Origin of the sequence: Streptomyces sp. NBC_00322, assembly GCF_036147535.1 — a bacterium.
Lineage (GTDB): Bacteria > Actinomycetota > Actinomycetes > Streptomycetales > Streptomycetaceae > Streptomyces.
The window spans coordinates 3,549,114-3,575,256 of sequence record NZ_CP108019.1; the positions used below are offsets into that span (position 1 = coordinate 3,549,114).

Consider the following 26,143-nt stretch of genomic DNA (forward strand, 5'->3'; position numbering starts at 1 on the left):
CTTGGGGGGCGTGCAGCGTCAAGGTCCGGCAGGCAGTGCCGCCATCCACTTCCGCGCGGCGGGGGTCATCCTCCTCCTCGCGCATCTGCTGCTCGTTTCCTGGCTGATGCTGCGCCCCCTCGATGTGGCGTGGGTGACGGCCGCGAATCTCGAGCCCCTCGCCGGTATAAAGGCGGATATCGCGCTGGGCCCGGTGGAGGCCGCGCGCCGGATCGGCGAAGGTCTGCTGCTGCTCGCGCCCCTCGGCGTACTGCTGCCCATGGCGGGCGGCAAGCTCATCGTCTCTCCGCTGGCCTCGCTGACCCGTACGGTCGCGGCCGGGGCCCTGCTGTCGCTCGGCATCGAGCTGCTGCAGACCGGGGTCCCCGGGCGGGTGCTCGACGTGGACTCGCTGCTGCTGAACACGGCCGGGGTGGCCCTGGCCCATCTGGCCGTCGTGCCCGCGGGCCGGGCCCGGCTCCGCCGCAGGCAAGGGCGGACATCCGCGGCGGGCTCCTCCCGGCGGCAGCGCGGGGCCATGCTCCGGGATGACGCGTCTCAGGGGGCGACCCCGACGATTCCCAGGGTCGGGATCGCCCCGTAGAGCGACGCTTTGACCCCCCTCGCGGAGCCACCATGGATGCATCGGGAGCACGACAGAGATGCTCCCCGGAAGGTTCTCGCGAAGGAGCCCACCATGGCCGCACTTGTCCGCCCCCGAGACGGACGCATGATCGGCGGAGTGTGCGCAGCGCTGGCACGGCGCTTCAGCACCTCCGCGACGACGATGCGTGTGATCTTTGTTGTCTCGTGTCTGCTGCCCGGACCGCAGTTCCTGATCTACCTGGCGCTCTGGGCGCTGCTTCCCTCGGAGAAGACCGCCAGTACGGCCTGGTAGTACGCAGCCGGCCGGACCGGCCGGGCCGCCCTTCTCAGCCGGCGAGCACCTGGGCGACCTTCGCCAGCTGCTTGTCGGCGACCGCCTGAGGGACCCGCGGCACAGTACGCCGCGCCAGGTCGAGCGCCATGAAACGCGCCACGGTCGCGCCCTTGCGCACCACGACCAGATGGATCGGGACCTGGGCGCCGTCGCCTGACCCCACGGTGGTCCAGCTGACGGTCTCGTCGGCGCCGCTGACGGTGAAGGCCGCGGTCTTCACCTCGCGGTAGTCGCCGCTGCGGCCGTCGAGGGTCGCGCTGAAACCCTCGCCACAGCCCGCGACCGCCGACGTGAGCGACTGCATCAGCTTTCCTGCCGCCGCCTCGCTGTACGAACTGAGCGAGGCGGACACCGCGAGGCCGAGGCTCTGCAGTGACCCGAGCCCACGGTTGACGGTGTCCCGCGCCTGCGGGCTCGGCCTGTCGCCCATCGCGTCGGCGAGCGGCTGGCACTTGTGCCTGTCGGCGGCGGGCTGTCCGGAGGGCGCGAGCGCGCTCTTCCCCGGGGACACCTGGAAGCCGGGCAGATCGCCGGTGGCCAGCGCGGCCCGCTCCAACTGGGGCCCGCTGAGCGGCTCGGAGGCCTCGGCACCACCCTTGGCGGTGTCGGGGCTGCGGCCCGTCTGCGTACCGGCAGGGCTGCTCGTGCCCTTGGCGGGCTGCTTGCCGTCGTCACTCGTACAGGCCGTGGCCAGCAGGAGCGCGGGGACGGTGACAAGTGCGGTCAGTCCTGCGGTCTTCACGCGCATGGCGGCGATCCTGGCACACGGATGTGGGGCGCACACCCGGTTCGGGTGTGCGCCCCACATCCGTGTACGGAGCGTACGGAGTCTGCGGAGTGCGTCAGCCGCCGAGACCGGGCAGACCGCCGGTGGGCAGACTGCTCGTGGGCAGACCGCTCGTGGGCAGACCGCTCGTGGCCTTGCCGACCGGCAGGCCGCCGAGCAGGCTGCCGACCGGGTCGGCCGCGTCGGCGTTGGGCAGCACCTTGCTGGCCGCCCCCTGGACCGCGCCGGGCAGCGTGCTCGTGCCGCCGGCCAGCGACTCCGGAGCACCGGCCGGAAGCTGCGTCAGAGCCTCCTGGACGGGCGCGACGCTGGTGACGGTGTCCAGCGAGGTGGCGGAGTCGGGGAGCGCGGGCGCGGCGGTTGCGGTGCCCGCGGCGGCAGCGGCGAAGGCGGCGCCGAGAGCGGCGACACCGAGAGTCTTGGCAGCAGACTGCTTCATCAGGGATGAGTCCTTGGGACGGGGATATCGAGCGGCTCTGCAAGCTAGCCAGCCGTAGTCTGCGCCCGCAAACACCACGAAGCGGCCGGGTGTTGACGGTCCCGGCCGCTTCGGAGTGCCCGCGCTCAGTCCTCGACGGGGGAAGAGTCGCTGGTCGTGGCGGTTTGCCGGAACAGCCATTCGGATTTCAACTCGGCGTAACCCGGCTTGATGACGTCGCTGATCATTGCCAGTCGTTCATCGAAAGGAATGAACGCCGACTTCATCGCATTGACGGTGAACCACTGCATGTCGTCGAGCGAGTATCCGAAAGTCTCGGTCAACAGCTCGAATTCCCGGCTCATGCTGGTGCCGCTCATCAGCCGGTTGTCGGTGTTGACCGTGGCCCTGAAGTGGAGTCTGCGCAGCAGTCCGATGGGGTGCTCGGCATAGGAAGCGGCCGCGCCGGTCTGCAGATTGGAGGTCGGGCAGAGCTCCAGCGGGATGCGCTTGTCCCGTACGTATGCGGCGAGCCGCCCCAGCTTCACGGCGCCGTCGTCGGACACCTCGATGTCGTCGATGATCCGCACACCGTGTCCGAGCCGGTCGGCGCCGCACCACTGGAGCGCCTGCCAGATGGACGGCAGTCCGAAGGCCTCGCCGGCGTGGATCGTGAAGTGGTTGTTCTCCCGCTTCAGATACTCGAAGGCGTCGAGGTGACGGGTGGGCGGGAAGCCCGCCTCGGCGCCCGCGATGTCGAAGCCGACGACGCCCATGTCGCGGTAACTGTTGGCGAGTTCGGCGATCTCCAGGGCGCGGGCGGCGTGCCGCATCGCGGTCAGCAGGGCGCCGACGCGGATACGGTGACCGCTCGCGCGGGCGCGCCGCTCGCCCTCGCGGAAGCCCTCGTTGACGGCCTCGACGACCTCTTTGAGGGAGAGTCCGGCTTCCAGGTGCTGCTCGGGGGCGTAGCGCACCTCGGCATAGACGACGCCGTCCTCGGCGAGATCCTCCGCGCATTCGGCGGCGACGCGGAACAGGGCGTCACGGGTCTGCATGACGGCGCAGGTGTGCGCGAACGTCTCCAGATAGCGCTCCAGGGAGCCGGAGTCGGCGGCCTCGTGGAACCAGATGCCGAGCTTGTCGGGCTCGGTCTCGGGAAGCGCTTCATAGCCCGTCTCGCGGGCGAGTTCGATGATCGTGCCCGGACGAAGCCCGCCGTCGAGGTGATCGTGGAGGAGCACCTTCGGAGCGCGGCGGATCTGGTCCGCGTTGGGCGTGTTGAGGGTCTGGCTCGTCATCTGCGCACTCTAGCCCCTACGCGCGTAGAGAGCGCCGCGTCGATACGTAACAGTGACCGTGCGTACGGGTGGAGTACACCTGTCCTTCTGAGACTGTTCTGCCATGGCAGACCACGCACTGCCCCTGTGGTGGGGGCGTCCGGAAGGCGCGGCGGCAGCGACGGTGGCAAGGGGAGCGCGAGGGAGCCGGACGCCGCCGAGTGCGCGGCTGGGAAGGCCGGCGGGCGGACGCGCGTTCGGCACGGACTCGGCGGTGGGCGGGGTGGTGCTGCTCCTCCCCGACGGCGAGCCGGAGTCGGTACGCAGGCCCTCGGCGCTGTCGTACGCGGCGGCGCTGCCGCTGGGCCGCACGCTGGCCCGCGCGGGCCGCACGGACGGCCTGGCGGTGCACGCGGTCCACTACCGCTGCCGCGGCTGGAACGGCCCGGACGCGCACCTGGCGGCGGACGCGACGTGGGCGGTGGAGGAGGTGGTACGGCGCTACGGCGACGTCCCCGTCTGCCTCACGGGCCACGGCATGGGCGGCCGGGCGGCCCTCCGGGCGGCGGGCCACCCGGCGGTCAACTCGGTGCTGGCGATGGCACCCTGGCTGCCGGAGGACGATGTGGCGGCCACGCCGGAGCCGGTGAAACAGCTGGTGGGCCGCCAGGTGATGATCGTGCACGGCACGAACGACGCGCGTACGGACCCGGAGCTCTCCTACCGCCTTGCAGAACGCGCGAAGAAGACGAACCGCGACACGTGCCGCTTCGAGGTCCACTCGGACGGCCACGCGCTGCGCCAGCACTATGAGGAAGTCCTGGCGCTGGCGGCGGATTTCGTCCTGGGCGCCCTGTTCACGCGCACCTTCGCCCGCCCAGTGGCCGACGCCCTGGCGGCCCCGCCGCCCCTGGGCCTCCGCATGCCGCTCGCGGCAGGCTTCGGCCGCTCCCTCCGCAACTGAGCCGGTCCGCTGCGACCGCGGAATGGGCCCGGGCGGCCGGGGTGCACCCATGCCGGCGGCGCCGGGCTCGGGGCTTGGCCCGGGCGAAGCCCTGGCCACCCGCCGCGCGGAGTTGCGGCGCCGCGGGGCCGGGGGTACCCCCGTACCCCTGTATTCCAAGGGGCGGGCGGGTGGGGGAACAACCCCCGGACGTCAGTCCGGCAGCAGATGGCCCCGGCGTGACAGCAAGAACCGCTTGAACGCCGCCACCGGTGCCGTATCCACGTGGCCGTCCAGCCAGGCCACGCCGATTTCGCGGGCCGCGCGCGGGGACGTCACCGTCAGTTCGACCACTCCCGGGCGGGCCACCGCCGGGGGTGGGAGCAGGGCCACGCCCAGGCCCGCGGCAACCAGGCCGCGCAGGGTTTCCGCCTCCTCGCCCTCGAAGGCGACGCGCGGGGTGAAGCCCGCCTCCGCGCAGAGGTCGTCGGTGATGCGCCGCAGGCCGTAGCCCGGCTCCAGGGTGACGAAGGTTTCGTCGGCCGCTTCGGCCAGGCGGATCCGCTTGCGGGCGGCCAGGCGGTGGTCGTCCGGGACCACCAGCCGCAGGCGCTGCTCGTCGAGGCGGCGGGCGACCAGGTCCGGTGCGTCCGGGACCGGTGAGGTCAGGCACAGGTCGAGCTCCCCGGCCCGCAGGCGCTCGATCATCGCCTCGCCGTAGTTCTGGACGAGGGTGAAGCGGATACGCGGGTGGTCGGCCCGAAAGGCCCGGATCAGGCCGGGCACCGTCTCGGAACCCATCGTGTGGAGGAAGCCGAAGGCCACCTTCCCGGACGCCGGATCCGCGTCCGCCTGGACCGACTCCGCCGCCCGTTCCACCTCCGCGAGCGCGCGCTCCACGGACGTGAGGAAGGTCCGGCCCGCCGGCGTCAGCGAGACGGTGCGGCCCTTGCGGGCGAACAGCACGACCCCCAGGTCCTGTTCGAGGCGCACGATGGCCCGCGAGAGCGTCGACTGGGGCACCCCCATCTCCTGCGCGGCACGCGTCACATGCTCGTGCCGGGCCACCCCGGCGAAGTACGCGAGCCGCGGAGCGAGCAGCAACGCGATGTCTTCTTCGTAACTACTCGGTGACAGTCGCGCCTGTGAGCTGTGTTGATGCACCATGGGATCGATTATCGCCATTCCGTGCATTGGACGCATGAGATGTCGCGGCCTACGTTCGATGCATGTCTCCCGCCAGTACCAAGGCGTCCACCATCACCGTGGACGCCCGCACCGACCACCGCCTGACCCCCTCCTCCCCCGGCTACCGCCGCATGAGCTTCGCGCTCTTCGCCGCCGGAGTGGCCACCTTCGCCCTCCTCTACTCCACGCAGGCGCTGCTGCCCGCCGTCTCCGCCTCCTTCGGCGTGAGTGCGAGCGCCGCCAGCTGGACGGTCTCCGCCGCGACGGGCGCGCTGGCCCTGTGCGTACTGCCCATGAGCGCACTCTCCGAGCGCTTCGGGCGGCGCTGCGTGATGACCGCCTCGCTCGCGGTCGCCGTCGTGGTCGGGCTGCTCGTGCCGTTCGCGCCGAGCCTGGAGTGGCTGGTGGCGCTGCGCGCCGTGCAGGGTGCGGCGCTCGCCGGTCTGCCGGCCTCGGCGATGGCGTATCTGGCGGAGGAAGTACGCCCCAAGGCACTGGTCGCCGCGATCGGCCTGTTCGTCGCGGGCAACAGCATCGGCGGCATGAGCGGCCGTATCGTCACCGGCTGGGTGGCCCAGCTCTGGGGCTGGCGCGCGGGGCTCGCCGCGGTCGGCCTGATGGCGGTGGTGTGCGCGCTGGTCTTCCGCGCGCTGCTCCCCAAGGCCCGCCATTTCACGCCCGGTTCGCTCAACCCGAAGGCGCTCACGAAGACCGTCCGCGGCCATCTCGCCGACCCGCTGCTGCTGCGGCTGTACGCGATCGGCGCGCTGTTCATGACCGTCTTCGGCGCGGTCTACACGGTGATCGGCTACCGGCTGGTCGAGGCGCCGTTCGGTCTCCCGCAGGGCGTCATCGGCTCGATCTTCCTGGTCTACCTCGTCGGCACGGTGTCCTCCGCCGCCGCGGGCGGGCTGGTCGGCCGCCTGGGCCGCCGCGGCGCGCTGTATCTCGCGGTCACCACCACCGCCGCGGGCCTGCTGCTGTCGCTGGCGGACTCGCTGCCCGCCGTACTGCTGGGCCTGGTCCTGATCACCGCGGGCTTCTTCGCGGGCCACGCGGTCGCCTCGTCCTCGGTGAGCCGTACGGCGAAGACGGGCCGCGCCCAGGCCTCCGCGCTCTACCAGTCCGCGTACTACCTGGGCAGCAGCGCGGGCGGAACGCTCGGCGCGATCGCCTTCCACTCCGGCGGCTGGGCGGGCACGGTCCTGCTCGGTCTGCTCGCCGTGCTCGGCGTCGTGTCGATCACGCTGTACGGGACCCGGGTGGCCCGTGCCGAGCACCGGCTGGTTCTCGCCACGGCCCGCCGCTGAGCCGGGCGCTTGGCCCGGTGCTCCCACGGGCACTGACCCCGGCGCCGACATGCACTGAGATTCCATAGAGAATCCGTACAACTCCAACTCCCCGACGCGTGTCAAACCGACAGACGGCGAAGGGGAGTTGGTGGCTGTGACGAACACGAACGGGCGACGCGCGGGGATAGCGCTCGGACTGACCGGGCTCGTGGTCCCGCTGACGATGGCGCTCGGCAGCGCGCCCGCGCAGGCGGCCTCGTGCACGACGTCCACGGGCCCGTACCAGAGGCAGGTGGAGAAGTTCCTGGGCCGCCCGGTGGACGGAAAGCAGTCGGCGGCCGACTGCAAGGCGATCCAGACCTTCCAGGGCTGGCACGGCATCAAGCCGGCCATCGGCTACGCGGGCGTGATCACCTGGCGCACCATGAACACGATCCTCCAGCAGCGGGCGGCCGGAAAAACGCCCAACAGGGCGGGCAAGTGCCCGGTCAACAAGGGCCGTATCGCGTGCGTGGACCTCACGCGCCAGCTGACCTGGATCCAGGACGGCGCGAAGCTGAAGTACGGCCCGGTGCCGGTGCGTACGGGCAAGGACGGCACCGAGACGCGGACCGGCGCCAAGAAGATCTACTGGCGGAGCATCGACCACTGGTCGACGCTCTACAACGTACGGATGCCGTACTCGCAGTTCTTCGACCGCGGACAGGCATTCCACTCCACCACGAAGTCCATGTACAACCCGCCGGGCTCGGGCGGTTGTGTGAACATGCGGCCCGCGGACGCGAAGGCATACTGGAACCTGCTGAGAAACGGCGACGACGTCTACGTCTACGGGCGCAAGCCCGGAACCTGACCCCACTGTCAGTCCCCTCCTGTAGGTTCCGAAGGGCTGGTGCCGATGGGCGACAGGGGTGGACCCGATGAGTGATCTGGCAACGACGAAGGATCTCGATTCCCGGCTGGAGCAGTACCGGCGCGAGCTGACGGGTTACTGCTATCGCATGCTGGGCTCCGCCTTCGAGGCGGAGGACGCCGTCCAGGACACGATGGTCCGGGCCTGGCGCAATTTCGAGAAGTTCGAGGGGCGCTCGTCACTGCGCTCCTGGCTCTACCGCATCGCGACGAACGTCTGTCTGGACATGCTGAACGCCGGCAACCGCCGGGCCCGCCCGATGGACCTCACGGCACCCACCCCGGTGGCCCAGGCACAGCTCACCTCCCGCCCGGAGATCACCTGGCTGGAGCCGGTGCCCGACGGGCGGGTGCTGCCGTCGGTCGCCGACCCGGCCGAGACGGCGGTGGAGCGGGAGACGATCCGGCTGGCGTTCGTCGCGGCGCTGCAGCATCTGCCGCCCAAGCAGCGGGCGGTGCTGATCCTGCGCGAGGTGCTGGCCTGGAAGGCGAGCGAGGTGGCTGAGCTGCTGTCCACCTCGGTCGCCTCCGTCAACAGCGCGCTGCAGCGGGCGCGGGCGACGCTCGCCGAGTCGGAGCCGGCCACGACGGACGCTGCCGACCCGCTCGACGAGGAGCAGCAGAAGCTCCTCGACCGCTATGTCGCTGCCTTCGAGGGGTACGACATGAAGGCGCTGACGGCGCTGCTCCACGAAGACGCGACCATGTCCATGCCGCCCTACGACCTGTGGCTGCGCGGCCACGACGACATCGTGGGCTGGATGCTCGGCGTCGGCGAGGTCTGCCGGGGCTCGAAGCTGGTCCCGACCGTGGCCAACGGCTCCCCGGCCTTCGCGCACTACCACCCGAGCCAGAGCGGCGAGGGGTACGAGCCATGGGCGCTCATCGTCCTGGAGGTCAGGAGCGGCATGATCGGCGGGATGGACTTCTTCCTGGACACCAAGCGCTGGTTCCCGCTGTTCGAGCTGCCGCCGCTGCTGGACAAGGAGGGCGCGCCCACGGGCGAGGCGACGGGTTAGGCCGCGGTCAGGCGACGGCCTCGCCGAAGCCGACCAGATCGAGGAGCGCCCGCAGCTCGGGCCGGGCATCGCGCAGCCCGATCCGGCACCCCCGTCGCCGGGCGGTGAGCTGCAGCCGGGCGAGAGCGTTCACGGCGGCCAGGTCGGCGTGGGTGAGTTCGCCGACGTCGCAGATCACCTCGGTGGCATCGCTGTGGATGAGCCGCGCGGCCAACTCCTCACACAGGCGCGGCACATCGGCCGGTACCACTCTCCCGGCGATGCGCACGACGATGGGCTGCGTGGCGTCCACACCGAAGGGACTGTCCCTGCGGCCGGAACTCATCGCGATACCCGGTCTGGGGCCATGACCCACCTTCCCGTCCCTCGCAGGGGCGGATATGCCCTGCTCTGTGGACCGCCGGGCGGGGCGAATCTCATCGGCTCGTCGCTTTCCAGCGCGAAAACGGGACCGGTGGCTCGCGCCGCCGGTCCCGTTCCCGTTCTCGTACTGACAATGCGTCAGGCGATACGGTCCAGCACGATCGGGTTCGCGGTGAACTCGGTGCCTGCCGGGGCGACGTCGTACGCCGACTTCAGCGAGTCCAGCGCGTAGTCGAACCTCGAAGGCGTGTCCGTGTGCAGGGTCATCAGCGGCTGCCCCGCCGTCACCTGCTCCCCCGGCTTGGCGTGCAGCTCGACACCCGCGCCCTCCTGCGTCGGGTCCTCCTTGCGCGCGCGGCCCGCGCCCAGGCGCCAGGCGGCGACGCCGACGTCGTACGCGTCGAGGCGGGTGAGCACACCGGAGGCGGGGGCGGTCACGACGTGCTGCTCACGGGCGACCGGGAGCGTGGCGTCGGGGTCACCGCCCTGGGCCGCGATCATGCGGCGCCAGACGTCCATCGCGGAGCCGTCGGCCAGGGCCTTGGCGGGGTCCGCGTCCTTGATACCGGCCGCGTCCAGCATCTCCCGGGCCAGCGCCAGGGTCAGCTCGACGACATCGGCGGGGCCGCCGCCCGCCAGGACCTCGACGGACTCCCGGACCTCCAGGGCGTTGCCGGCGGTGAGGCCGAGCGGGGTGGACATGTCGGTGAGCAGCGCGACGGTCTTCACTCCGCTGTCGGTGCCCAGCGCGACCATGGTGGAGGCCAGTTCGCGGGCGTCTTCGATGGTCTTCATGAAGGCGCCGGTGCCGACCTTGACGTCCAGGACCAGGGAGCCGGTGCCCTCGGCGATCTTCTTGGACATGATCGAGGAGGCGATCAGCGGGATGGCCTCGACGGTGCCGGTGACATCGCGCAGCGCGTAGAGCTTCTTGTCCGCGGGGGCCAGGCCGTTGCCCGCCGCGCAGATCACCGCGCCGGTGGTGTCCAGGACGTGCAGCATCTCCTCGTTGGAGAGCAGTGCGCGCCAGCCGGGGATGGACTCCAGCTTGTCGAGGGTGCCGCCGGTGTGGCCGAGGCCGCGGCCGGACAGCTGCGGTACGGCGGCGCCGCAGGCGGCGACCAGGGGCGCGAGCGGCAGCGTGATCTTGTCGCCGACGCCGCCTGTGGAGTGCTTGTCGGTGGTGGGGCGGGAGAGCGCGTCGAAGTTCATGCGCTCTCCGGAGGCGATCATCGCGGCGGTCCAGCGGGCGATCTCCGTACGGTTCATGCCGTTCAGGAGGATCGCCATCGCCAGCGCCGACATCTGCTCGTCGGCGACCTCACCGCGCGTGTAGGCGTCGATGACCCAGTCGATCTGCTCGGGGCTCAGTTCGCCCCGGTCCCGCTTGGTGCGGATGACGGAGATGACGTCCATGGAATTCCTCCAGAGTGGCTCAGAGTCGCTCTACGCGCATAGAGAAAGCGTAGGGGAACGGCCCTTCCGACGAAGCGGAAGGGCCGCGAGGTTTGCTAACCGAGATGCCCCGGCCCGAAGGCCTGCGGAAGCATCTCGGAGAGCGGGACGACCCCTGCCGGGGTCTCCACCAGCAGCTCGGGGCCGCCGAATTCGTACAGCAGCTGACGGCACCTGCCGCACGGCACCAGAATCTCGCCGCGGCCGTCCACGCAGGTGAAGTGCGTCAGCCGGCCACCGCCGGTGGCCTGGAGCTGGGAGACCAGGCCGCACTCCGCGCACAGGCTGAGCCCGTACGAGGCGTTCTCGACGTTGCAGCCGATCACCGTGCGGCCGTCGTCGACGCGCGCGGCCACGCCGACCGGGAAGGTCGAGTAGGGGGCGTACGCGTGCGACATCGCCTCGCGCGCCAGCTCGCGCAGCGCGTCCCAGTCGAACTCCCGGTCGGCGTCTTTCACTTGCCCTGGCCCCTCTTGTACGGCAGGCCGTCGGCCTTGGGCGGCCGCAGCCGCTGCGCGGACAGCGCCAGGACCAGCAGCGTGGTGACATACGGCGCGGCGTCCACGAACTGGCTGGGCAGCGCGTCGGTCAGTGCGTACCAGGCGTACAGGCCCGCGGCCACCGCGAGGCAGATCGCGGCCTGCCAGTGCTTCTTCTTGTACAGCTGCCAGGCGAAGGCCAGCACCAGCAGGATCGCCAGCAGCAGAAGCATGGCGTGGACGTTCTCGGCGCCGCCGCGCAGCTTGAGGCTGTCGGTGAAGCCGAAGAGTCCGGCGCCCAGCGCCATGCCACCGGGCATCCAGTTACCGAAGATCATCGCGGCGAGACCGATGTAACCGCGGCCGCCGGTCTGGCCCTCCTGGTAGATACCGGTGGAGACGATGGCGAGGAAGGCGCCGCCGAGTCCGGCCAGGCCACCGGAGACGAGGACGGCGATGTACTTGTACTTGTAGACGTTGACGCCGAGGGACTCGGCGGCGACGGGGTTCTCACCACAGGACCGCAGCCGCAGACCGAAGGATGTGCGCCACAGCACCCACCAGGTCCCCGGGACCAGCAGCAGCGCCACGATGGTCAGCAGCGACAGGTTGGTCACCAGACCGCCGAGCGCACCGGCCAGGTCGGAGATGAAGAACCAGTGCCTGGCCTGCAGGTCCGCCAGCCAGTCCGAGAGTCCCGGAATGGTGATGTCGTAGATCTGGTCGATGCGAGGGGACTGCTTGGAGGAGCCGCCCTCGGCCTCGGCGAAGGTGAAGTTAGATACATAGCGGGTGAAGCCGACGGCCAGGATGTTGACCGCCACACCGGAGACGATGTGGTTGACGTTGAACGTGACCGTCATGACCGCGTGCAGCAGACCGCCGAGCGCACCGCCGGCGATGCCCACCAGGACACCGGTCCACGGGCCCCACTGGTAGCCCGCCCAGGCACCGAACCAGGTGCCGAGGATCATCATGCCCTCGAGGCCGATGTTGACCACACCCGCACGCTCGGCCCACAGACCGCCGAGTCCGGCGAGGCCGATCGGCACGGCCAGCTGGAGGGCTCCGGCGACCTGGCCGACGGAGGTGAGGTCGTTGGCACCACTGATCTCCCGGACCAGCGAGAACAGCGCGAGGCCGCCCGCGATGATCAGAAGGATCACGGGCAGGGACAGCTTGCGGCGTCCGCCGCCCTTCTTGGGCGCGGTGGACACCATCGAGACGGTGCTCGTGGACTCGCTCATGCCGCGACCTCCTCACTCTTCTTGGCCTGCGCGGCAAGCTCCTCGCCGACCTTCTGCTGCTGTCGGCGAAGCCCGTACTGGCGCACGATCTCGTAGGACACGACGACCGCGATCACGATCAGGCCCTGCATGATCGTGGCGATCTCCTTCTCGTAGCCGTGCTGGTCCAGCTCGGCCGAGGCCTTGTCCAGGAACGAGAGGAGCAGTGCGGCGAAGAAGATGCCGATCGGGTTGTTGCGCCCGAGCAGGGCGATGGTGATGCCCGTGAAGCCGACACCGACCGGGAAGCTCAGGCTGTAGGTGTGGGTGTCGCCCAGCAGCAGCGGCAGACCGGCGAGACCGGCGACCGCGCCGGAGATCAGCATGGCGGTGAGGATCATCTTCTTGGCGTCGACGCCGCTCGCATGGGCGGCGGACTCGCTGGCGCCGGTGGCGCGCAGGTCGAAGCCGAATCGGGTGCGGTTGAGCACGAACCAGTAGACGATGCCCAGCGCGAACGCGACGAACGTGAAGCCGTAGATGGTTCCGCCGTCGACGTCCACGCCCGGGAACCAGCCGGACTCGGGGATCTCGCCGGTGTTCAGGTCGTTGGAACCGGGCAGCTGCACACCGAGGTTGGCGGGCAGGATCATCCAGGCGATCAGGCTGGTGGCGATCGCGTTCAGCATGATCGTGGAGACGACCTCGCTGACCCCGCGGGTGGTCTTCAGGACACCCGCGATACCGGCCCAGATGGCTCCGACGCCCATGGCGACGAGCACGATCAGCAGGATGTGGATCGGGCTTGGCAGATCGACGTTGGCGCCGACGACGGCGGCGAGCATCACCGCGAGGCGGTACTGGCCGTCCACACCGATGTTGAACAGGTTCATCCGGAAGCCGATGGCGACGGCGAGTGCGGCCAGGTAGTACGTACCGGTCGTATTGACGATGTTGACCTGTACGTCGGTGAACTGGGCCGTGTCGTACATGATTTGGTACGGCTCGATCGGATCACGGTCCGAGACGAGCAGCACGATCGAGGTGAGCGCGAAGGCCACGACCAGCGCGAGCGCCGGGCCGGCGATGCCCAGCAGCAGCCGGTCCTTGTCGAACTTCTTCATCGGCCCTCACCGTTCTCAGGCTGCTCGGGTGCTTCGAGGTGGCCGGTGGCAGCTCCGGTCATGGCCGAGCCCAGCTCCTCCGGGGTGATCGTGGCGGGGTCGGCGTCCGCGACCAGCCGGCCCCGGTACATCACCCGCAGGGTGTCGGAGAGCCCGATGAGCTCGTCCAGGTCGGCGGAGATCAGCAGCACCGCGAGGCCCTCGCGGCGCGCCTCGCGGATCTGGTCCCAGATCGCCGACTGCGCGCCGACGTCCACACCACGGGTGGGGTGCGCGGCGATCAGCAGCTTGGGGCTGTGGCTCATCTCGCGGCCGACGATCAGCTTCTGCTGGTTGCCGCCGGAGAGGGAGGCCGCGGTGACCTCGATGCCGGGGGTGCGCACGTCGTATTCGCGCACGATCCGCTCGGTGTCCTTGCGGGCACCCTTGAGGTCGAGCAGGCCCCGCTTGCTGTTGGGCTCCTCGGTGACATGGCCGAGGATGCGGTTCTCCCAGAGAGAGGACTCCAGAAGCAGACCGTGCCGGTGGCGGTCCTCGGGGATGTAGCCGATGCCGCCCTCGCGGCGCTTGCGGGTCGGCGCGTGCGAGATGTCGTCGGTGTCGAGCGTGATGACACCGCCGTCCGGGAGGCGCATGCCGATCAGGGTCTCGATGAGCTCGGTCTGGCCGTTGCCCTCGACACCGGCGACACCCAGCACCTCGCCCTTGTGAATGGTGAAGTTGATGCCCGCGAGGACCTCGCGGACGACACCGTCGGGGTCGGTCACGGTCAGCTTCAGGTCGGAGACCTGCAGCATCGGCACGTCCGTCACCGTCGACTCACGGGTCTCCGGCGAGGGCAGCTCGCTGCCGACCATCAGCTCGGCGAGCTGCTTCGTGGTGGTGGTGTGCGGGTCGGCGGTGCCGACCGTCGTACCGCGGCGGATGACCGTGATCTCGTCGGCGACCCGCAGGACCTCGCCCAGCTTGTGCGAGATGAAGATGACCGTGAGGCCCTCCGCCTTGAGGTCGCGCAGGTTGTCGAAGAGAGCGTCGACCTCCTGCGGGACGAGCACGGCGGTGGGCTCGTCGAGGATCAGGGTGTGGACGCCGCGGTAGAGGACCTTGAGGATCTCCACGCGCTGGCGGTCGGCGACACCGAGGTTCTCGACCAGGGCGTCGGGGCGCACGTTCAGCCCGTACGCGTCCGAGATCTCCTGGATCTTCTTACGGGCCCGGGCACCGATGCCGTACAGCTTCTCGCCGCCGAGAACCACGTTCTCCAGCACGGTGAGGTTGTCGGCCAGCATGAAGTGCTGGTGGACCATGCCGATGCCGCGCGCGATGGCGTCGGCAGGGCTGTGGAAGGTGACCTGATCGCCGTCGACGGTGATGGTGCCCTCGTCCGGCTTCTGCATGCCATAGAGGATCTTCATCAGGGTCGACTTGCCGGCACCGTTCTCACCGACGAGGGCGTGCACGGTGCCCTTGCTGACGGTGATGTCGATGTCGTGGTTGGCGACGACGCCAGGGAAGCGCTTGGTGATGCCGCGCAGTTCTACGGCGGCAGGAGGGCTGGACGCGTTGATGACGCACTCTCCTTGGCGGGAAAGGAGTAGGGAGGGCAGGCGGGACGGGCTGTGGAAATGCGGGCAGGGGGCGGGGCGAAGTTATCGCGTCCCAGCGCGCTCTACGCGCGTAGCACAGCCGAATAACAAAAACCGATGGCCAAAAACCGGGCCGGGGCCCGGAGGGGCGGCTGTGTGCCGCCGTCTCCGGACCCGCGTGCCTAAGGTCCTGGCGTGCCCGCGATTACGGAGCGGTCTTGACCTTGATCGTGCCGGCGGTGATGGCGGCCTTGGCCTTCTCCACCGCCGCGGTCACGTCGGTCATCTTGGTGTAGGCCGGGTTGGAGGCGGCCAGGCCCACGCCGTTTGCGGCGAGGCCGTAGCGGACCTCACCGGACTGCGGCTTGCCGTCCTTGACCGACTTGATCACGTTGAAGACCGCGCCGGAAACATCCTTGGTCACCGAGGTGAGGATGGATGCCTTGTAGGCCGCGAGGCCCTTCTGGTTGTACTGGTCGGAGTCGACACCGATGGCCCACTTCCCGGCCTTCGACGCGGCCTCGATCGAGCCCGAGCCCGCCAGACCGGCGGCGGCGTAGATCACGTCGGCGCCCGCGTCGAGCTGGCCCTGCGCGGCGGCCTTGCCCAGGTCGGGCTTGGAGAAGCCACCGAAGTCCGGCGGCTGCGTCAGGTACTGGACCTTGACGGTGACGTTCTTCTTGGTGTCCTTGACGCCCTGGACGTAGCCCGCCTCGAACTTCTTGATCAGCGGGGTCTCGACGCCGCCGATGAAGCCGACGATGTTCGACTTGGTCACCTTGGCGGCGGCGACGCCGGCCAGGTAGGACCCCTGCTCCTCGTTGAAGACCAGGTTGGCGATGTTCTTGCCGGTCTTGGAGGTGTCGTCGATGAGGCCGAAGGTGGTGTTCGGGAACTTCGGCGCGACCTGGGCGATGGCGGGGGCGTAGGAGAAGCCGACACCGATCACCGGGTTGTTGCCGGCGCGGGCCAGCGACGTGAGGCGCGAGACCTTGTCCGGGTCACCCTCGCCCTCGGTGGGCTCGGCCTCGGTGCCCTTGACCTTGAGGTCCTTCTCGGCCTTCACCAGGCCGGCGTAGGCGGCGTCGTTGAACGACTGGTCGCCACGGCCGCCGATGTCGTATGCGATGGCGACGTTGCCGCCGTTGCCCGAGCTGGACTCGGAGGACGAAGACGAAGACGATTTGCCGCCACACGCGGTGACGGACAGCGCGAGAGCCGCGGACGCGATGCCCACGGTGGCGATCCTGGTGATCCGGCGCACTGAGGGGCTCCTTAAAACCTGACCGAAAGCGCCAGTTCCGGCGCTGGTTTCGCGGCGATCGTAACGCGCGTAGATGTCAGTTAAAGCCCTGTTCATGAGTCGTTATCGTATCGTCGCGAACAGGCCATCAGCTTTGCGCGCAGTAGCGGCTCAAGAACGCAAGGTACACCCGCCGGGCCGCCGCCCGGCCCCGTTACTCGGCAGGACGGCGGATTTCTCCAAAGCCACCCGTCTGCGCAGCTATCCGCGCTCTGCGTCCAGCAGCGCGGCGGCGGTGAAGAGCTCGACACCGACCTGGATCGCGTGCTCGTCGGCGTCGAAGTCACCCCGGTGCAGATCACGGCGCGTCGTGTCGCCGGGCGTGCGCACGCCCAGCCGCGCCATCGCGCCCGGGACGTGCTCCAGGTACCAGGAGAAGTCCTCGCCGCCCAGGCTCTGTTCGGTGTCCTCGATTGCGCATGCTCCACGGCGAGCCGTCTGAGCGTCGCGCAGCAGCTCGGTCACGACCGGGTCGTTGACCACCGGCGGGACTCCGCGGATGTAGTTGATCTGCGACTTGGCCCGGTGCAGCGTGGCGATCTCGTCGATGGCGGCGTGCACCAGGTCGGGGGCCGCGCGCCAGCCCGGCAGATCCAGGCAGCGCACGGTTCCGGACAGTTCGGCGTGCTGCGGGATGACGTTGCAGGCGTGGCCCGACTCGATACGGCCCCAGGTGAGGGCGAGCCCGGAGCGGGCGTCGACGCGGCGGGCGAGCAGGGCGGGGACGTCGGTGACGATCCTCGCCGCGGCCGTGACCAGGTCGGTGGTCAGATGCGGGCGGGCGGTGTGGCCGCCGGGGCCGTCGAGTGTGACCTCAAGGCGGTCGCAGGCGGAGGTGATGGGTCCGGGCCGCAGCCCGATGACGCCCGCGTCGACCCGGGGGTCGCAATGAACAGCGATGATCTTGCCGACGCCGTCCAGCACGCCGGACTCCATGGCGTCGGGCGCGCCGCCCGGCAGCACCTCCTCGGCGGGCTGGAAGATCAGCCGGACGGGCTGGGGCAGCAGCCCCTGCCGGTCGAGCTCGGCCAGCACGAGCCCGGCGCCGAGGACCGTGGTGGTGTGCACGTCGTGCCCGCAGGCGTGCGCCCGGCCGGGGACGGTGGAGCGGTAGGGCACCTCTGTCTTGGTGTCGGGGATGGGAAGCGCGTCGATGTCCGCACGGATCGCGAAGAGGGGACGTACCCCGTCCCAGCTGCCGATGTCACAGATGAGTCCGGTGCCGATGGAGAGCACGCGCGGCGTGAGGCCCGCCTGCTCCAGGCGCGCCTTGAGCGCCGCGGTGGTACGGAACTCCTGGTTGCCGAGTTCCGGGTGCATGTGCAGGTCGCGGCGGAAGGCGATGAGCTCGTCGCGCAGCGGCTCGGAGAGCGTGCCTGGCAGTGCGGCTTCCCCGGGCTGGTCGGCCTCGGACTCGCGGGACATCAGTTGGTTCACCTGTTGAAGAGTAGGCCCAGACAGGGGTCAACTGACCACTGATCAACAAAAGTTCAACCCGATAGGGGAAGGAAAGATGGCCGCGAGGTGCATAGTTGCACGCTCGTGTGGGTAAGCTCACTCCTCTTCTCTACCGTAACGCGAGTGGGCGAGCGCGCCTCTTATGCGGGCGCCGGCAGCCGCTGGACGTCGCGGGCCGTCCCCGTCACTCCCGCCAGAAATCCCTGCGCCCGCGGGGATGCGCTGTCTCTGAGCCACTCCGGGGCGATGTCGCAGACGGCCACCTGGATGCCCGTACCCACCAGGGCGAGCGGCAGGGTGTGCACGACGGTCGACGGAAAGCTGAGGACCGTACGGCCGATCGGGCCACGGCGGGCGATCAGCTCCAGCGGCAGGTCCGGGCGGACGATCTCCAGGCCGGTCTCGACGGCGAGGCGGTGGAGCTTGTCCGAGCTCTCCCGGCGGTGGGCGAAATAGCGGGTGGCGCCGTGCGTACGGGCCAGGGCGGCAACCGCTTCCACATACTGGTCCAGGTCCACGACCCCCGTCTCCACCAGGGACGTGCCCACCAGGTCCGCGCCCCGGGTGATCTTGGGCGGGCCGAAGCGGGAGCGGGTCCACGCGAAGCGGTTCGGTGTGACGGTGATCCCCGGCGGCGGCTCGACCGGCATCGAGGTGAAGACCTCGACCTGGCGGCTGCGGGAGGGCGTGAGCCTGCGGCGGGCCAGAAAGGTGACGGGCGCGAGGACGAGCTCGCGAGGGCCCCGCCTGCCGCGCCGGTGCCAGCGCACCAGCTTCTCGCCGCGCGCGAGCTGCGCGACGAACTCCATCGTGGCCGTGCCGTCGTCGACGATGGTCAGATCCCTGCTGCCGGTCATGGTCAGCAGTAGCTGTACGTAGCGCGAGAACGGGTCACCTATGACGATGCGCTCGGCCCGGTGGAGCATCGGGGCCAGCTCCCGCACCGTCTTCAGCGGGGCCTTCGTCCCGCCGCGCGCCTCCTGCCAGCGCACCGTGAAGCCCTCGTCGCGGGCCAGCTCCGCCATCCGGCGCAGCTGGCCCCGCGACATGGGGTCGGTGGGCGACAGGACGACCACCGTGAGTTCGGCGACCGGCAGGCGTGCCGCCGCTGCCGGGCCGGTCGGCTGTGACGGGACCCGGTCCAGCGTCGCACCGGGCCTGGAGTGGGCCCACTCCAGGACGTTCAGGAGCTGGACCGGACTCTCGACGAAAGCGAGATTCACTGACGTTCACCTCGTGATGCCGGGACGGCCCGAGCGCCGCTGCGACCGGGGGTCCGGGGGTTGCCCCCCGGGAAGACACAGCACTGACGTTCACCTCGAGATGCCGGGACGGCCCGAGCGCCGCTGCGACCGGGGGTCCGGGGGTTGCCCCCCGGGAAGACACAGCACTGACGTTCACCTCGAGATGGGTCCGGGAAAGGCTTCCCGGGGTGAGACAGCACGGTGGCCGGCCCGTCAGACCGCGGCCGGCTCGCGGTCGCCGGCCTCGGCGACGACGCCCGCGACCCGGCGCAGCTTCTTCATCGGGGCGAGCTCGGACTCGTAGACCTTCTTGACGCCGTCGCCGAGCGCGGTCTCGATGGTGCGGATGTCGCGGACCAGGCGCTGCAGGCCGCCCGGCTCGACGGAGGCCGCCTGGTCGGAGCCCCACATGGCGCGGTCGAGGGTGATGTGGCGCTCGACGAAGGCGGCGCCGAGCGCGACCGCGGCGAGCGTGGTCTGCAGGCCGGTCTCGTGGCCGGAGTAGCCGATCGGGACGTTCGGGTACTCGCCCTGGAGGGTGTTGATGACGCGGAGGTTGAGCTCCTCGGCCTTGGCCGGGTACGTCGAAGTCGCGTGGCAGAGCAGGATGTTGTCGCTGCCGAGCACCTCCACGGCGTGACGGATCTGCTTCGGCGTCGACATGCCGGTGGAGAGGATGACCGTCTTGCCGGTGGCGCGCAGGGCGCGCAGCAGCTCGTCGTCGGTGAGCGAGGCGGAGGCCACCTTGTGCGCGGGGACGTCGAACTTCTCCAGGAAGGCGACGGCCTCGGTGTCCCACGGGGAGGCGAACCAGTCGATGCCGCGCTTCTTGCAGTGCGCGTCGATCCGGCGGTACTCGTCCTCGCCGAACTCGACACGGTGGCGGTAGTCGATGTACGTCATCCGGCCCCACGGCGTGTCGCGCTCGATGTCCCACTGGTCGCGCGGGGTGCAGATCTCCGGGGTGCGCTTCTGGAACTTGACCGCGTCGCAGCCGGCGTCGGCGGCGGCATCGATGAGCGCAAAGGCGTTGTTCAGGTCGCCGTTGTGGTTGATGCCGATCTCACCGGTGACATAGACGGGGTGGCCGGGACCGGCGGTCTTGGTGCCGAGGGTGCGCAGGCGGGACGGGCTCATGGGGGTCGTTCCTTACTTCTCGGGGGAGTTGTGGGACGTGGCAGCGGTTTCAGGGGTGTTCTCAGGGGTGTTGAGCGTCGGGCCGAGGAGCCAGGAGGCGATCTCGCGGATCGCCCCCTCGCCGCCACGCGCGGAAGTGACGGCGCGCGCCGCGGCACGTACGGAGCCGTGCGCACTCGCGACGGCCACGGGCCAGCCGACGAGGTTGAAGCACGGAAGATCGTTGACGTCGTTGCCGACGTAGAGCACCCGGTCGGGGGCGATGCCCCGCTCCTCGCACCACTGCTTCAGCGCGAGGTCCTTGCGGTCGATGCCGTGCAGGACCGGGATGTCGAGCTTGCGGCCGCGTGCGGCGACGACCGGGTTCTGCTCGGTCGACAGGATCAGCAGGTCCAGGCCCGCCCTGCGCAGATGCGCGATGCCGAGGCCGTCGCCACGGTGCACGGCGACCGTCTCGTGGCCGTCCGCGTCGATCCAGACGCGGTCGTCGGTCTGGGTGCCGTCGAAGTCCAGGACGACGGCGTCGACGTCCTCGCGCATGGGCTGCGCGGGAGTGTCGAGGAGCGGCGCGAGCGCGCGGGCCCGGGCCAGGTCGTGCGGGTCGTCGACTTCGAGGACGCGCGCGGGGTCGGTGCGCACCAGCGCCGTGCGGCCGAAGAAGCGGTGCCCGGCCTCCCGGAAGCCGGTGGCGGACATCGCGTACGCGGCCCCGGTCTCCAGGAAGTCCTGCGGCCGGTCCTGGCGGCGGGGCCGGAAGGACGCGTCGTGGTTGACGCCGTATCCGCGGGCGCCGGCGGTGTCGACGAGCACCGCGGTGGAGCCGCCGACGCGCCGGGCACCGATGACCGCCGGGCCCGCGTCGCTTTCGTCCTCGCGCCAGACGAAGCCGTGGAAGGGAGCCACGGTGACCGCGCTGTCCGCGCCGCCCTCGATGACCGCGGACGCGACGCCCTCGACGTCCTCGCGGGTGAGGAAGGGGCTGGTGCACTGGACGAGCAGGACCACGTCCACGGGCGCGCCGTGCATCGCCTCGTGGGCGTCCATCGCGTGCAGCACCGCGGCCTCGCTGGTGGCGGTGTCCCCGGCGATCGCGTCGGGACGCAGCACCACTTCGGCGCCCGCGGCGCGTGCCGCGGCCGCGATGTCCGCGTCGTCCGTGGAGACCACCACATCGGTGACCAGACGGGTGGCGAGGCTCTCGCGCACGGCTCGTGCGACGAGCGGCACACCGGCCACGGGGGCCAGGTTCTTGGCCGGTACGCCCTTGGAGCCGCCCCGGGCGGGAATCACGGCGAGAACGGTCATCGGTGCTCCTGAGTAAGGGAGTTGAGAGGTGGCGCCGGTGCGGGCGGGCGTCACAGTTCGCCCATCCGGCGGATGACGGGGGCGACGCGCTGCACGCCGTGGCGGTACGCGCCGCGCGCCGCGTTGCGTACGGCGTCGCGCACCACGCGCCTCAGTCCGCTGGTCTGCGCCTTCGGGGCCGCGCCCGGCAGCGGGGTGCCGTCGGGGGCCAGGTGGTGGCGGGCCAGGATGCCGGGCAGATAGCCGGGCGCGGTGGCGGGGGTGTAGTACGGCGAGATCGGCGCAAGTTCCGGCTGCTCAAGGAGCTCGGCGACGCGCTTGCGGGCCGCGTCGAAGGCCGTGTCGTACGCACCGTCGGCGGCGACGCCCTGCCGCGCCAGCCAGTCCTGGTCGGGGACCGGACGGTGGCCGCCGTCGAGCTGGTCCCAGGAGGCCAGCAGCCCGGAGCCGAGGAAGTGGTGGTTGCCGAGCGCCTCGCGCACGCCCAGGTCGCTGAGGACCGCGGTGGGCACGCCCCGGTGCAGGGACTCCAGCGCGGCCGTCGAGGAGACCGTCACCAGCAGGTCGGTACGGTCCAGAACCTCGCCCATGTGCCCGTACACGAGGCGGAAGTTGGGCGGCAGTCCGCCGGGCAGCCGGTCGGCGAGCTTCTGGTAGGGCAGCTCTTCGAGGTGTGTGGTGTGCTCGCCCGGCTTGGAGCGCAGCTTCAGCAGCACCTCGCGGTGCGGGTGGAGCCTGGCGTGCTCGACGAGCCGCCGCAGCAGATAGGTGCGGTCGGCGCGGGACTCGGGCACGGAGGGCTGGGCCGCGAAGACGACGGTGTCGCGGCCTTCCTCGGGCGCGTAGGGCGCGCCGCCGAGGAAGGGCAGCGCGGCCTCGGTGACGGACGAGGCATCGGCGCCCACGCCCTCGTACACCGCGCGGAAACGGTCCGCGTCGTGCCGGGAGTTGGCGAGGACGACATCCGCGCCGTGCCGCAGCAGCAGGCCGTCGGCGAGCTTTTCGTATACGACTCCGACGTAGCCGGTGACGACGACGGGCCGCTCGGCCAGACGCAGCACGGCCAGTCCGTGGAGCATCGCCTGGACGGCACCGCCGACGAGGGCGAGCACGACCACGTCGTACCCCTCGTCACGTATCGCCCGCAGGAACTCGTTCCCGGTGACCTCGCGCAGCTCGTCGGCGCTCACCCCGACCTCGGCGAGCTGGCGGGCCGTGGGAGTGGCCCGGCCGCGCAGCAGAAAGCCGCTCAGCTCGATGGAGTTCGTCGCGTCGTCCGGGGCGATACGGCGCGCGGTGAGCGCGCCCCATTTCCACCGGGTGTCGGAGTCGGCGAGCACGGCGACCCGTACGGCCTCGCTGGTACTTGATGGCACGTCGAGGACGTTAGAAAGGCATTCCGTTTGACGGCCCAACTGGACCGCAACAGATGGTTAACAGCGTGTCGACGGTTGGCGAAAATGCCAGGGAATCAGGCTGGTTAACCATTCCGCCATTCTTCGTTCACCCATCATCTCTCCCAGGGACAGGGCGAATGCCGGGTGGCGACCTAACCTCACGCGGGTGGTTAAGCTCTCCGTCATCGTGCCGTTCTACAACGTGCAGACATACGCGCCCGACACACTCAGAAGTCTCCAGGCGAACGCCCGCGAGGACTTCGAATTCCTGCTGGTCGACGACTGTTCGACGGACGGGACACCGGAGATCCTCGAGCGCGCGGAGCGTGAGGTTCCGGGAGCTCGGCTGATCAGACATGAACAGAACGGCGGGCTCGCCACCGCGCGCAACACCGGCCTCGACGCCGCGAGCGGGGAGTACCTCACCTTCCTGGACGGCGACGACTGGCTGGCACCCGGCCACTACGAGACGCTGCTCACGGCCATCGAGGAGCTGGGCTGCGACTTCGTCCGCACCGACCACGTGCAGTGCACGGCAAGGGCTCGCACGGTCCACCGCGTCCCGGTCGGCCGGCGCGGCGAAGTGTTGCGGCCGCGTGACGCGATCCTGCCCGCCGACCGCTCCACCGGCGTCGACTACCCGATGGCATGGGCGGGGATGTACCACCGGCGGCTCGCGGAGCGCGGGCTGCTGCACTTCACCGACGGACTGCGCACCGCCGAGGACCGGCCGTGGATCTGGCGGCTGCACCGCGAGGCGGAGACTTTCGCCGCGATCAGCCACTTGGGGATCTTCTACCGACGCGGCGTTGCATCATCCCTGACACAAATCGGTGACATTCGGCAGCTCGATTTCATCCGCGCATTCGACCAGGTACTCGAAGAAACGGCAAAGGATCCCGATTCCGCTCGCCTTCTTCCAAAAGCCGTGCGAACGTACTGTGCCGTTATTTCCCACCACCTGGGATCAGTTGAGAGGTTCGAACCCGCAGTGGCGCGGAAATTGCGTGCGATGAGCGCGGCGGCGCTGAAGCGGATGCCGCAGGACATTTTGAAGGAAGCGCTCGACTCGATGGACTCCGAGCGCGCGTCCAGGCTGCGCAGGCTGCGCCGCCGCCCCTCTCTCTCGGCGGAGGCCGCGGCCTGATGCGTACGACCCAGATCTTCTACGCGTCCTCCCTGTACGGGGCCGCCACGCTCGCCGCGGCGATCGACAGCGGCGCCTTCGCCACCGCCGACCGGCGCCTGCTCCTGGTCGCCAACAACGCCACGACGCCCGAGACTTCGCCCCCGCTCGACGCGATGCCCGGCTTCGAGCAGCTGCGCGGCCGCTTCGACGGGGTGCTGTCCTGGAACGAGGCCATCGCCCCCTTCCATCCGGGAGGCTGGTCCCCGCGCCCGGACGACATCCCGATGTGGGAGCGGTATCTGCGGATGCTGTGGGACCTCGGCGACGACAGCATCGAGCTGGCGGTCGAGTCCATCCAGGTCACCCCGGCGCTCGCGATCGCGCAGCTCTTCCCGGACGCCAAGCTGGACGTGTACGCGGACGGGCTCATGAGCTACGGCCCCACCCGCAACAAGATCGACCCGCTGGTCGGCGAGCGGGTGCGGACGCTCTTCCACCTGGACCTCGTACCGGGCCTGAAGCCGCTGCTGCTCGCGGAGTTCGGCGCCGAGCCGAAGGTCGTGCCCACCGAGGCCTTCGTCAAGGTCGTCGCCGAACTCGCCGACACCGTGACCGACCTGGCACCCGTCGAGGGCGACGGCCCGGCACTGCTGCTCGGCCAGTACCTCGCCGCGCTCGGCATCATCACGCACGAGGAGGAAGAGACCCTCCATGTGCGGATGGTGCGGGGCGCGGTCGCGCTCGGCCACCGCCGGATCGTATTCAAACCGCACCCCACCGCGCCGGCGTCCTGGACGCGCGCGCTGGAGCGCGAGGCGGAGGCGCTGGAAGCGGAACTGACCGTCCTGGACCGGCCGATCATCGCGGAAGCGCTCTACCGTCAGCTGCGGCCCGCCCTGGTGGCGGGCTGTTTCTCGACCGCGCTCTTCACGGCGAGCACCTTCTACGGCATCCCCGTCGCCCGGATCGGCACGGAGCCGCTGCTCGACCGCCTCACGCCGTACCAGAACAGCAACCGGATCCCGGTGACGCTCGTCGACGCACTGGTCCCGGACCTGGCGCTCGGCGAGTCCGGCGCGCCCAAGGAGGCGGACGACACGCTGAAGGGCCTGGTCACCTCGGTCGGCTACGCGATGCAGCCGCAGCTGCGGCCGGATCTGCGGGAGGCGGCGGTGGCGCATCTCGGCCGCCACCTGGACTCGCGCACGATGCGCTACTTCAAGCGGCGCAGGCTGACGGTGCTGGGCCTGCCGGGAGGGATCCCGGTCCCGCGGCACGCGGCGGTGCGCCGGGTGGTGCGCAGGGCGCGCCGCCTGAAGCGGGTGGCGCTGGGCTGAATTTTCAGCCCGTCCGGCGTTTGAGGACATGCGGCCGAAGGTCGCATACGGGGTCCACGGGCGAAGCCCCGGTTCACGCCGCAAAGCAGGCGCAGGGGTCCAGGGGCGGAGCCCATGGTTCGGGAAGGGGCGGGGCGGGGACAAGGCCCGCCGCAGGCGCTACGCGCGCCCCCGCAGCACCGCTCCCACCCCCGCCACCACCGCCGTCAGCCCCGCCTCGAACCCCTCCTGGTGGCCGCGGAAAATCTCCTCCCCCGCCGCCGCCGTGAGCGGATACTCCGCGAGCCGCTCGGCGCGCGCCGCAAGGTCGTACCCCTCCGCGCCCGTCGCCGGGTCCGGCCCCGTCGACTGTTCCTCGATCACGTAGCCGATCGTGTAGCTGTACGCGGTGAGCCACGCCCGCGCCGCCGCGCCCGGCGTGAAGCCCGCCTCCGTGAGCAGGCGCAGATGCGCCTCCATCGGCGCGGCGTAGCTCGTGTCCGTGAAGTGCGTACCGCTGTATACCTTCGCGCCGTCCCGGTAGCGCAGCAGATGCTCCCGCAGCCCCCGCATCGCCGCGGCGAGGACCTCCGACCAGTCGCCCCGCGGCTCCGACGGCGCGAGGTCCGCCGCCATCCGCCGCACCATCTCCGTGGCCATCTCGTCGAGCAGCGCCTGCTTGTCCTTGAAGTGCCAGTACAGCGCGGGCGCCTTGACGTCGAGTTCCTTGGCGATCGCGCGCAGCGTCAGCCCTTCGAGGCCCACTTCGTTGAGCAGGCGAAGGGCGGCCCGTGCCACCCGGGTCCGGTCGAGTCGTTCAGCGGCCACCTTGACAATTTAACAGCGTTAAGCGCATCCTCCCA

General features: G+C 70.3%; 25 protein-coding genes. 8 read left to right on the top strand and 17 right to left on the bottom strand.

Annotated features, from left to right (window positions below; all coding sequences use genetic code 11):
* Positions 1 to 10 precede the first annotated feature (10 nt).
* Complete coding sequence (locus OG905_RS15905) at positions 11 to 583, top strand: VanZ family protein (protein ID WP_328670192.1); 573 nt, start codon at positions 11 to 13, stop codon at positions 581 to 583.
* Positions 584 to 676: 93 nt separating this feature from the next.
* A complete protein-coding gene (locus tag OG905_RS15910) occupies positions 677 to 877 on the top strand; it encodes a PspC domain-containing protein (RefSeq protein WP_328670194.1) in 201 nt (66 codons plus the stop codon).
* Between the two features lie 34 nt (positions 878 to 911).
* Here OG905_RS15910 and OG905_RS15915 read toward each other — a convergent pair whose 3' ends face one another.
* The 3 genes from OG905_RS15915 to OG905_RS15925 all read right to left on the bottom strand — a co-directional run bounded on the left by OG905_RS15915 (position 912) and on the right by OG905_RS15925 (position 3,425).
* A complete protein-coding gene (locus OG905_RS15915; RefSeq protein ID WP_328670195.1) occupies positions 912 to 1,667 on the bottom strand; it encodes a hypothetical protein in 756 nt (251 codons plus the stop codon).
* Positions 1,668 to 1,761: 94 nt separating this feature from the next.
* The gene (locus OG905_RS15920; protein WP_328670197.1) at positions 1,762 to 2,145 is read right to left on the bottom strand and encodes an ATP-binding protein; all 384 of its coding nucleotides are present in this window, start codon (positions 2,143 to 2,145) and stop codon (positions 1,762 to 1,764) included.
* A gap of 125 nt (positions 2,146 to 2,270) precedes the next feature.
* Positions 2,271 to 3,425: an adenosine deaminase gene (locus tag OG905_RS15925; RefSeq protein ID WP_328670198.1), complete on the bottom strand. Its 1,155-nt coding sequence runs from the start codon at positions 3,423 to 3,425 to the stop codon at positions 2,271 to 2,273.
* Between the two features lie 262 nt (positions 3,426 to 3,687).
* Between OG905_RS15925 and OG905_RS15930 the strand changes: the two genes are divergently transcribed.
* Entirely contained in the window at positions 3,688 to 4,368 is a 681-nt protein-coding gene (locus tag OG905_RS15930; RefSeq protein WP_328682378.1) for an alpha/beta hydrolase, read from the top strand.
* 192 nt (positions 4,369 to 4,560) lie between these two features.
* Here OG905_RS15930 and OG905_RS15935 read toward each other — a convergent pair whose 3' ends face one another.
* A complete protein-coding gene (locus tag OG905_RS15935) occupies positions 4,561 to 5,514 on the bottom strand; it encodes a LysR family transcriptional regulator (protein WP_328670200.1) in 954 nt (317 codons plus the stop codon).
* Between the two features lie 62 nt (positions 5,515 to 5,576).
* Between OG905_RS15935 and OG905_RS15940 the strand changes: the two genes are divergently transcribed.
* The 3 genes from OG905_RS15940 (at position 5,577) to OG905_RS15950 (ending at position 8,758) form a co-directional block, all read left to right on the top strand.
* On the top strand, positions 5,577 to 6,845 hold the full coding sequence (locus OG905_RS15940; protein ID WP_328670202.1) for an MFS transporter: 1,269 nt from the start codon (positions 5,577 to 5,579) through the stop codon (positions 6,843 to 6,845).
* A 205-nt stretch (positions 6,846 to 7,050) separates the two neighbouring features.
* Positions 7,051 to 7,680 carry a L,D-transpeptidase gene (locus tag OG905_RS15945; protein WP_328682379.1) on the top strand — a complete coding sequence of 210 codons (630 nt, stop codon included), beginning with the start codon at positions 7,051 to 7,053 and terminating at the stop codon, positions 7,678 to 7,680.
* Between the two features lie 67 nt (positions 7,681 to 7,747).
* Complete coding sequence (locus tag OG905_RS15950; RefSeq protein ID WP_328670203.1) at positions 7,748 to 8,758, top strand: sigma-70 family RNA polymerase sigma factor; 1,011 nt, start codon at positions 7,748 to 7,750, stop codon at positions 8,756 to 8,758.
* Positions 8,759 to 8,765: 7 nt separating this feature from the next.
* On the opposite strand, the gene OG905_RS15955 is transcribed toward OG905_RS15950, so the two are convergent.
* From OG905_RS15955 to OG905_RS16010, 12 genes are all read right to left on the bottom strand, one after another.
* Positions 8,766 to 9,083 (bottom strand): STAS domain-containing protein, encoded by a 318-nt coding sequence (locus OG905_RS15955; RefSeq protein WP_328670204.1) that lies wholly within the window; start codon positions 9,081 to 9,083, stop codon positions 8,766 to 8,768.
* A gap of 176 nt (positions 9,084 to 9,259) precedes the next feature.
* On the bottom strand, positions 9,260 to 10,537 hold the full coding sequence (locus OG905_RS15960; RefSeq protein ID WP_328670206.1) for a thymidine phosphorylase: 1,278 nt from the start codon (positions 10,535 to 10,537) through the stop codon (positions 9,260 to 9,262).
* 95 nt (positions 10,538 to 10,632) lie between these two features.
* Positions 10,633 to 11,034, bottom strand: coding sequence for a cytidine deaminase (locus OG905_RS15965; protein WP_328670209.1), 402 nt, complete (start codon positions 11,032 to 11,034; stop codon positions 10,633 to 10,635).
* The gene (locus OG905_RS15970; RefSeq protein ID WP_328670210.1) at positions 11,031 to 12,302 is read right to left on the bottom strand and encodes an ABC transporter permease; all 1,272 of its coding nucleotides are present in this window, start codon (positions 12,300 to 12,302) and stop codon (positions 11,031 to 11,033) included. Before OG905_RS15970 ends, OG905_RS15965 begins: the two co-directional genes overlap by 4 nt.
* Entirely contained in the window at positions 12,299 to 13,405 is a 1,107-nt protein-coding gene (locus OG905_RS15975; RefSeq protein ID WP_328670213.1) for an ABC transporter permease, read from the bottom strand. The genes OG905_RS15970 and OG905_RS15975 overlap by 4 nt, the downstream gene beginning before the upstream one ends.
* Positions 13,402 to 14,940 carry an ABC transporter ATP-binding protein gene (locus OG905_RS15980; protein WP_328682380.1) on the bottom strand — a complete coding sequence of 513 codons (1,539 nt, stop codon included), beginning with the start codon at positions 14,938 to 14,940 and terminating at the stop codon, positions 13,402 to 13,404. Before OG905_RS15980 ends, OG905_RS15975 begins: the two co-directional genes overlap by 4 nt.
* A 256-nt stretch (positions 14,941 to 15,196) precedes the next feature.
* Entirely contained in the window at positions 15,197 to 16,255 is a 1,059-nt protein-coding gene (locus OG905_RS15985) for a BMP family lipoprotein (protein WP_328670216.1), read from the bottom strand.
* A 240-nt stretch (positions 16,256 to 16,495) separates the two neighbouring features.
* Positions 16,496 to 17,719 (bottom strand): amidohydrolase, encoded by a 1,224-nt coding sequence (locus OG905_RS15990; protein WP_328682382.1) that lies wholly within the window; start codon positions 17,717 to 17,719, stop codon positions 16,496 to 16,498.
* 173 nt (positions 17,720 to 17,892) lie between these two features.
* Positions 17,893 to 18,975 carry a hypothetical protein gene (locus OG905_RS15995; protein WP_328670218.1) on the bottom strand — a complete coding sequence of 361 codons (1,083 nt, stop codon included), beginning with the start codon at positions 18,973 to 18,975 and terminating at the stop codon, positions 17,893 to 17,895.
* Positions 18,976 to 19,209: 234 nt separating this feature from the next.
* Positions 19,210 to 20,133 carry an N-acetylneuraminate synthase family protein gene (locus OG905_RS16000; protein WP_328670219.1) on the bottom strand — a complete coding sequence of 308 codons (924 nt, stop codon included), beginning with the start codon at positions 20,131 to 20,133 and terminating at the stop codon, positions 19,210 to 19,212.
* A gap of 12 nt (positions 20,134 to 20,145) precedes the next feature.
* Positions 20,146 to 21,438, bottom strand: a complete 1,293-nt coding sequence (locus OG905_RS16005) for an acylneuraminate cytidylyltransferase (RefSeq protein ID WP_328670221.1) — start codon at positions 21,436 to 21,438, stop codon at positions 20,146 to 20,148.
* A 50-nt stretch (positions 21,439 to 21,488) separates the two neighbouring features.
* Complete coding sequence (locus tag OG905_RS16010) at positions 21,489 to 22,814, bottom strand: DUF6716 putative glycosyltransferase (RefSeq protein WP_328670223.1); 1,326 nt, start codon at positions 22,812 to 22,814, stop codon at positions 21,489 to 21,491.
* Between the two features lie 187 nt (positions 22,815 to 23,001).
* Here OG905_RS16010 and OG905_RS16015 point away from each other — a divergent pair, with 187 nt between their 5' ends.
* The gene (locus OG905_RS16015) at positions 23,002 to 23,982 is read left to right on the top strand and encodes a glycosyltransferase family 2 protein (RefSeq protein WP_328670226.1); all 981 of its coding nucleotides are present in this window, start codon (positions 23,002 to 23,004) and stop codon (positions 23,980 to 23,982) included.
* The gene (locus OG905_RS16020; RefSeq protein WP_328670228.1) at positions 23,982 to 25,301 is read left to right on the top strand and encodes a polysialyltransferase family glycosyltransferase; all 1,320 of its coding nucleotides are present in this window, start codon (positions 23,982 to 23,984) and stop codon (positions 25,299 to 25,301) included. The genes OG905_RS16015 and OG905_RS16020 overlap by 1 nt, the downstream gene beginning before the upstream one ends.
* 159 nt (positions 25,302 to 25,460) lie before the next feature.
* Here OG905_RS16020 and OG905_RS16025 read toward each other — a convergent pair whose 3' ends face one another.
* Positions 25,461 to 26,117, bottom strand: a complete 657-nt coding sequence (locus OG905_RS16025; RefSeq protein ID WP_443044074.1) for a TetR/AcrR family transcriptional regulator C-terminal domain-containing protein — start codon at positions 26,115 to 26,117, stop codon at positions 25,461 to 25,463.
* Positions 26,118 to 26,143 lie beyond the last annotated feature (26 nt).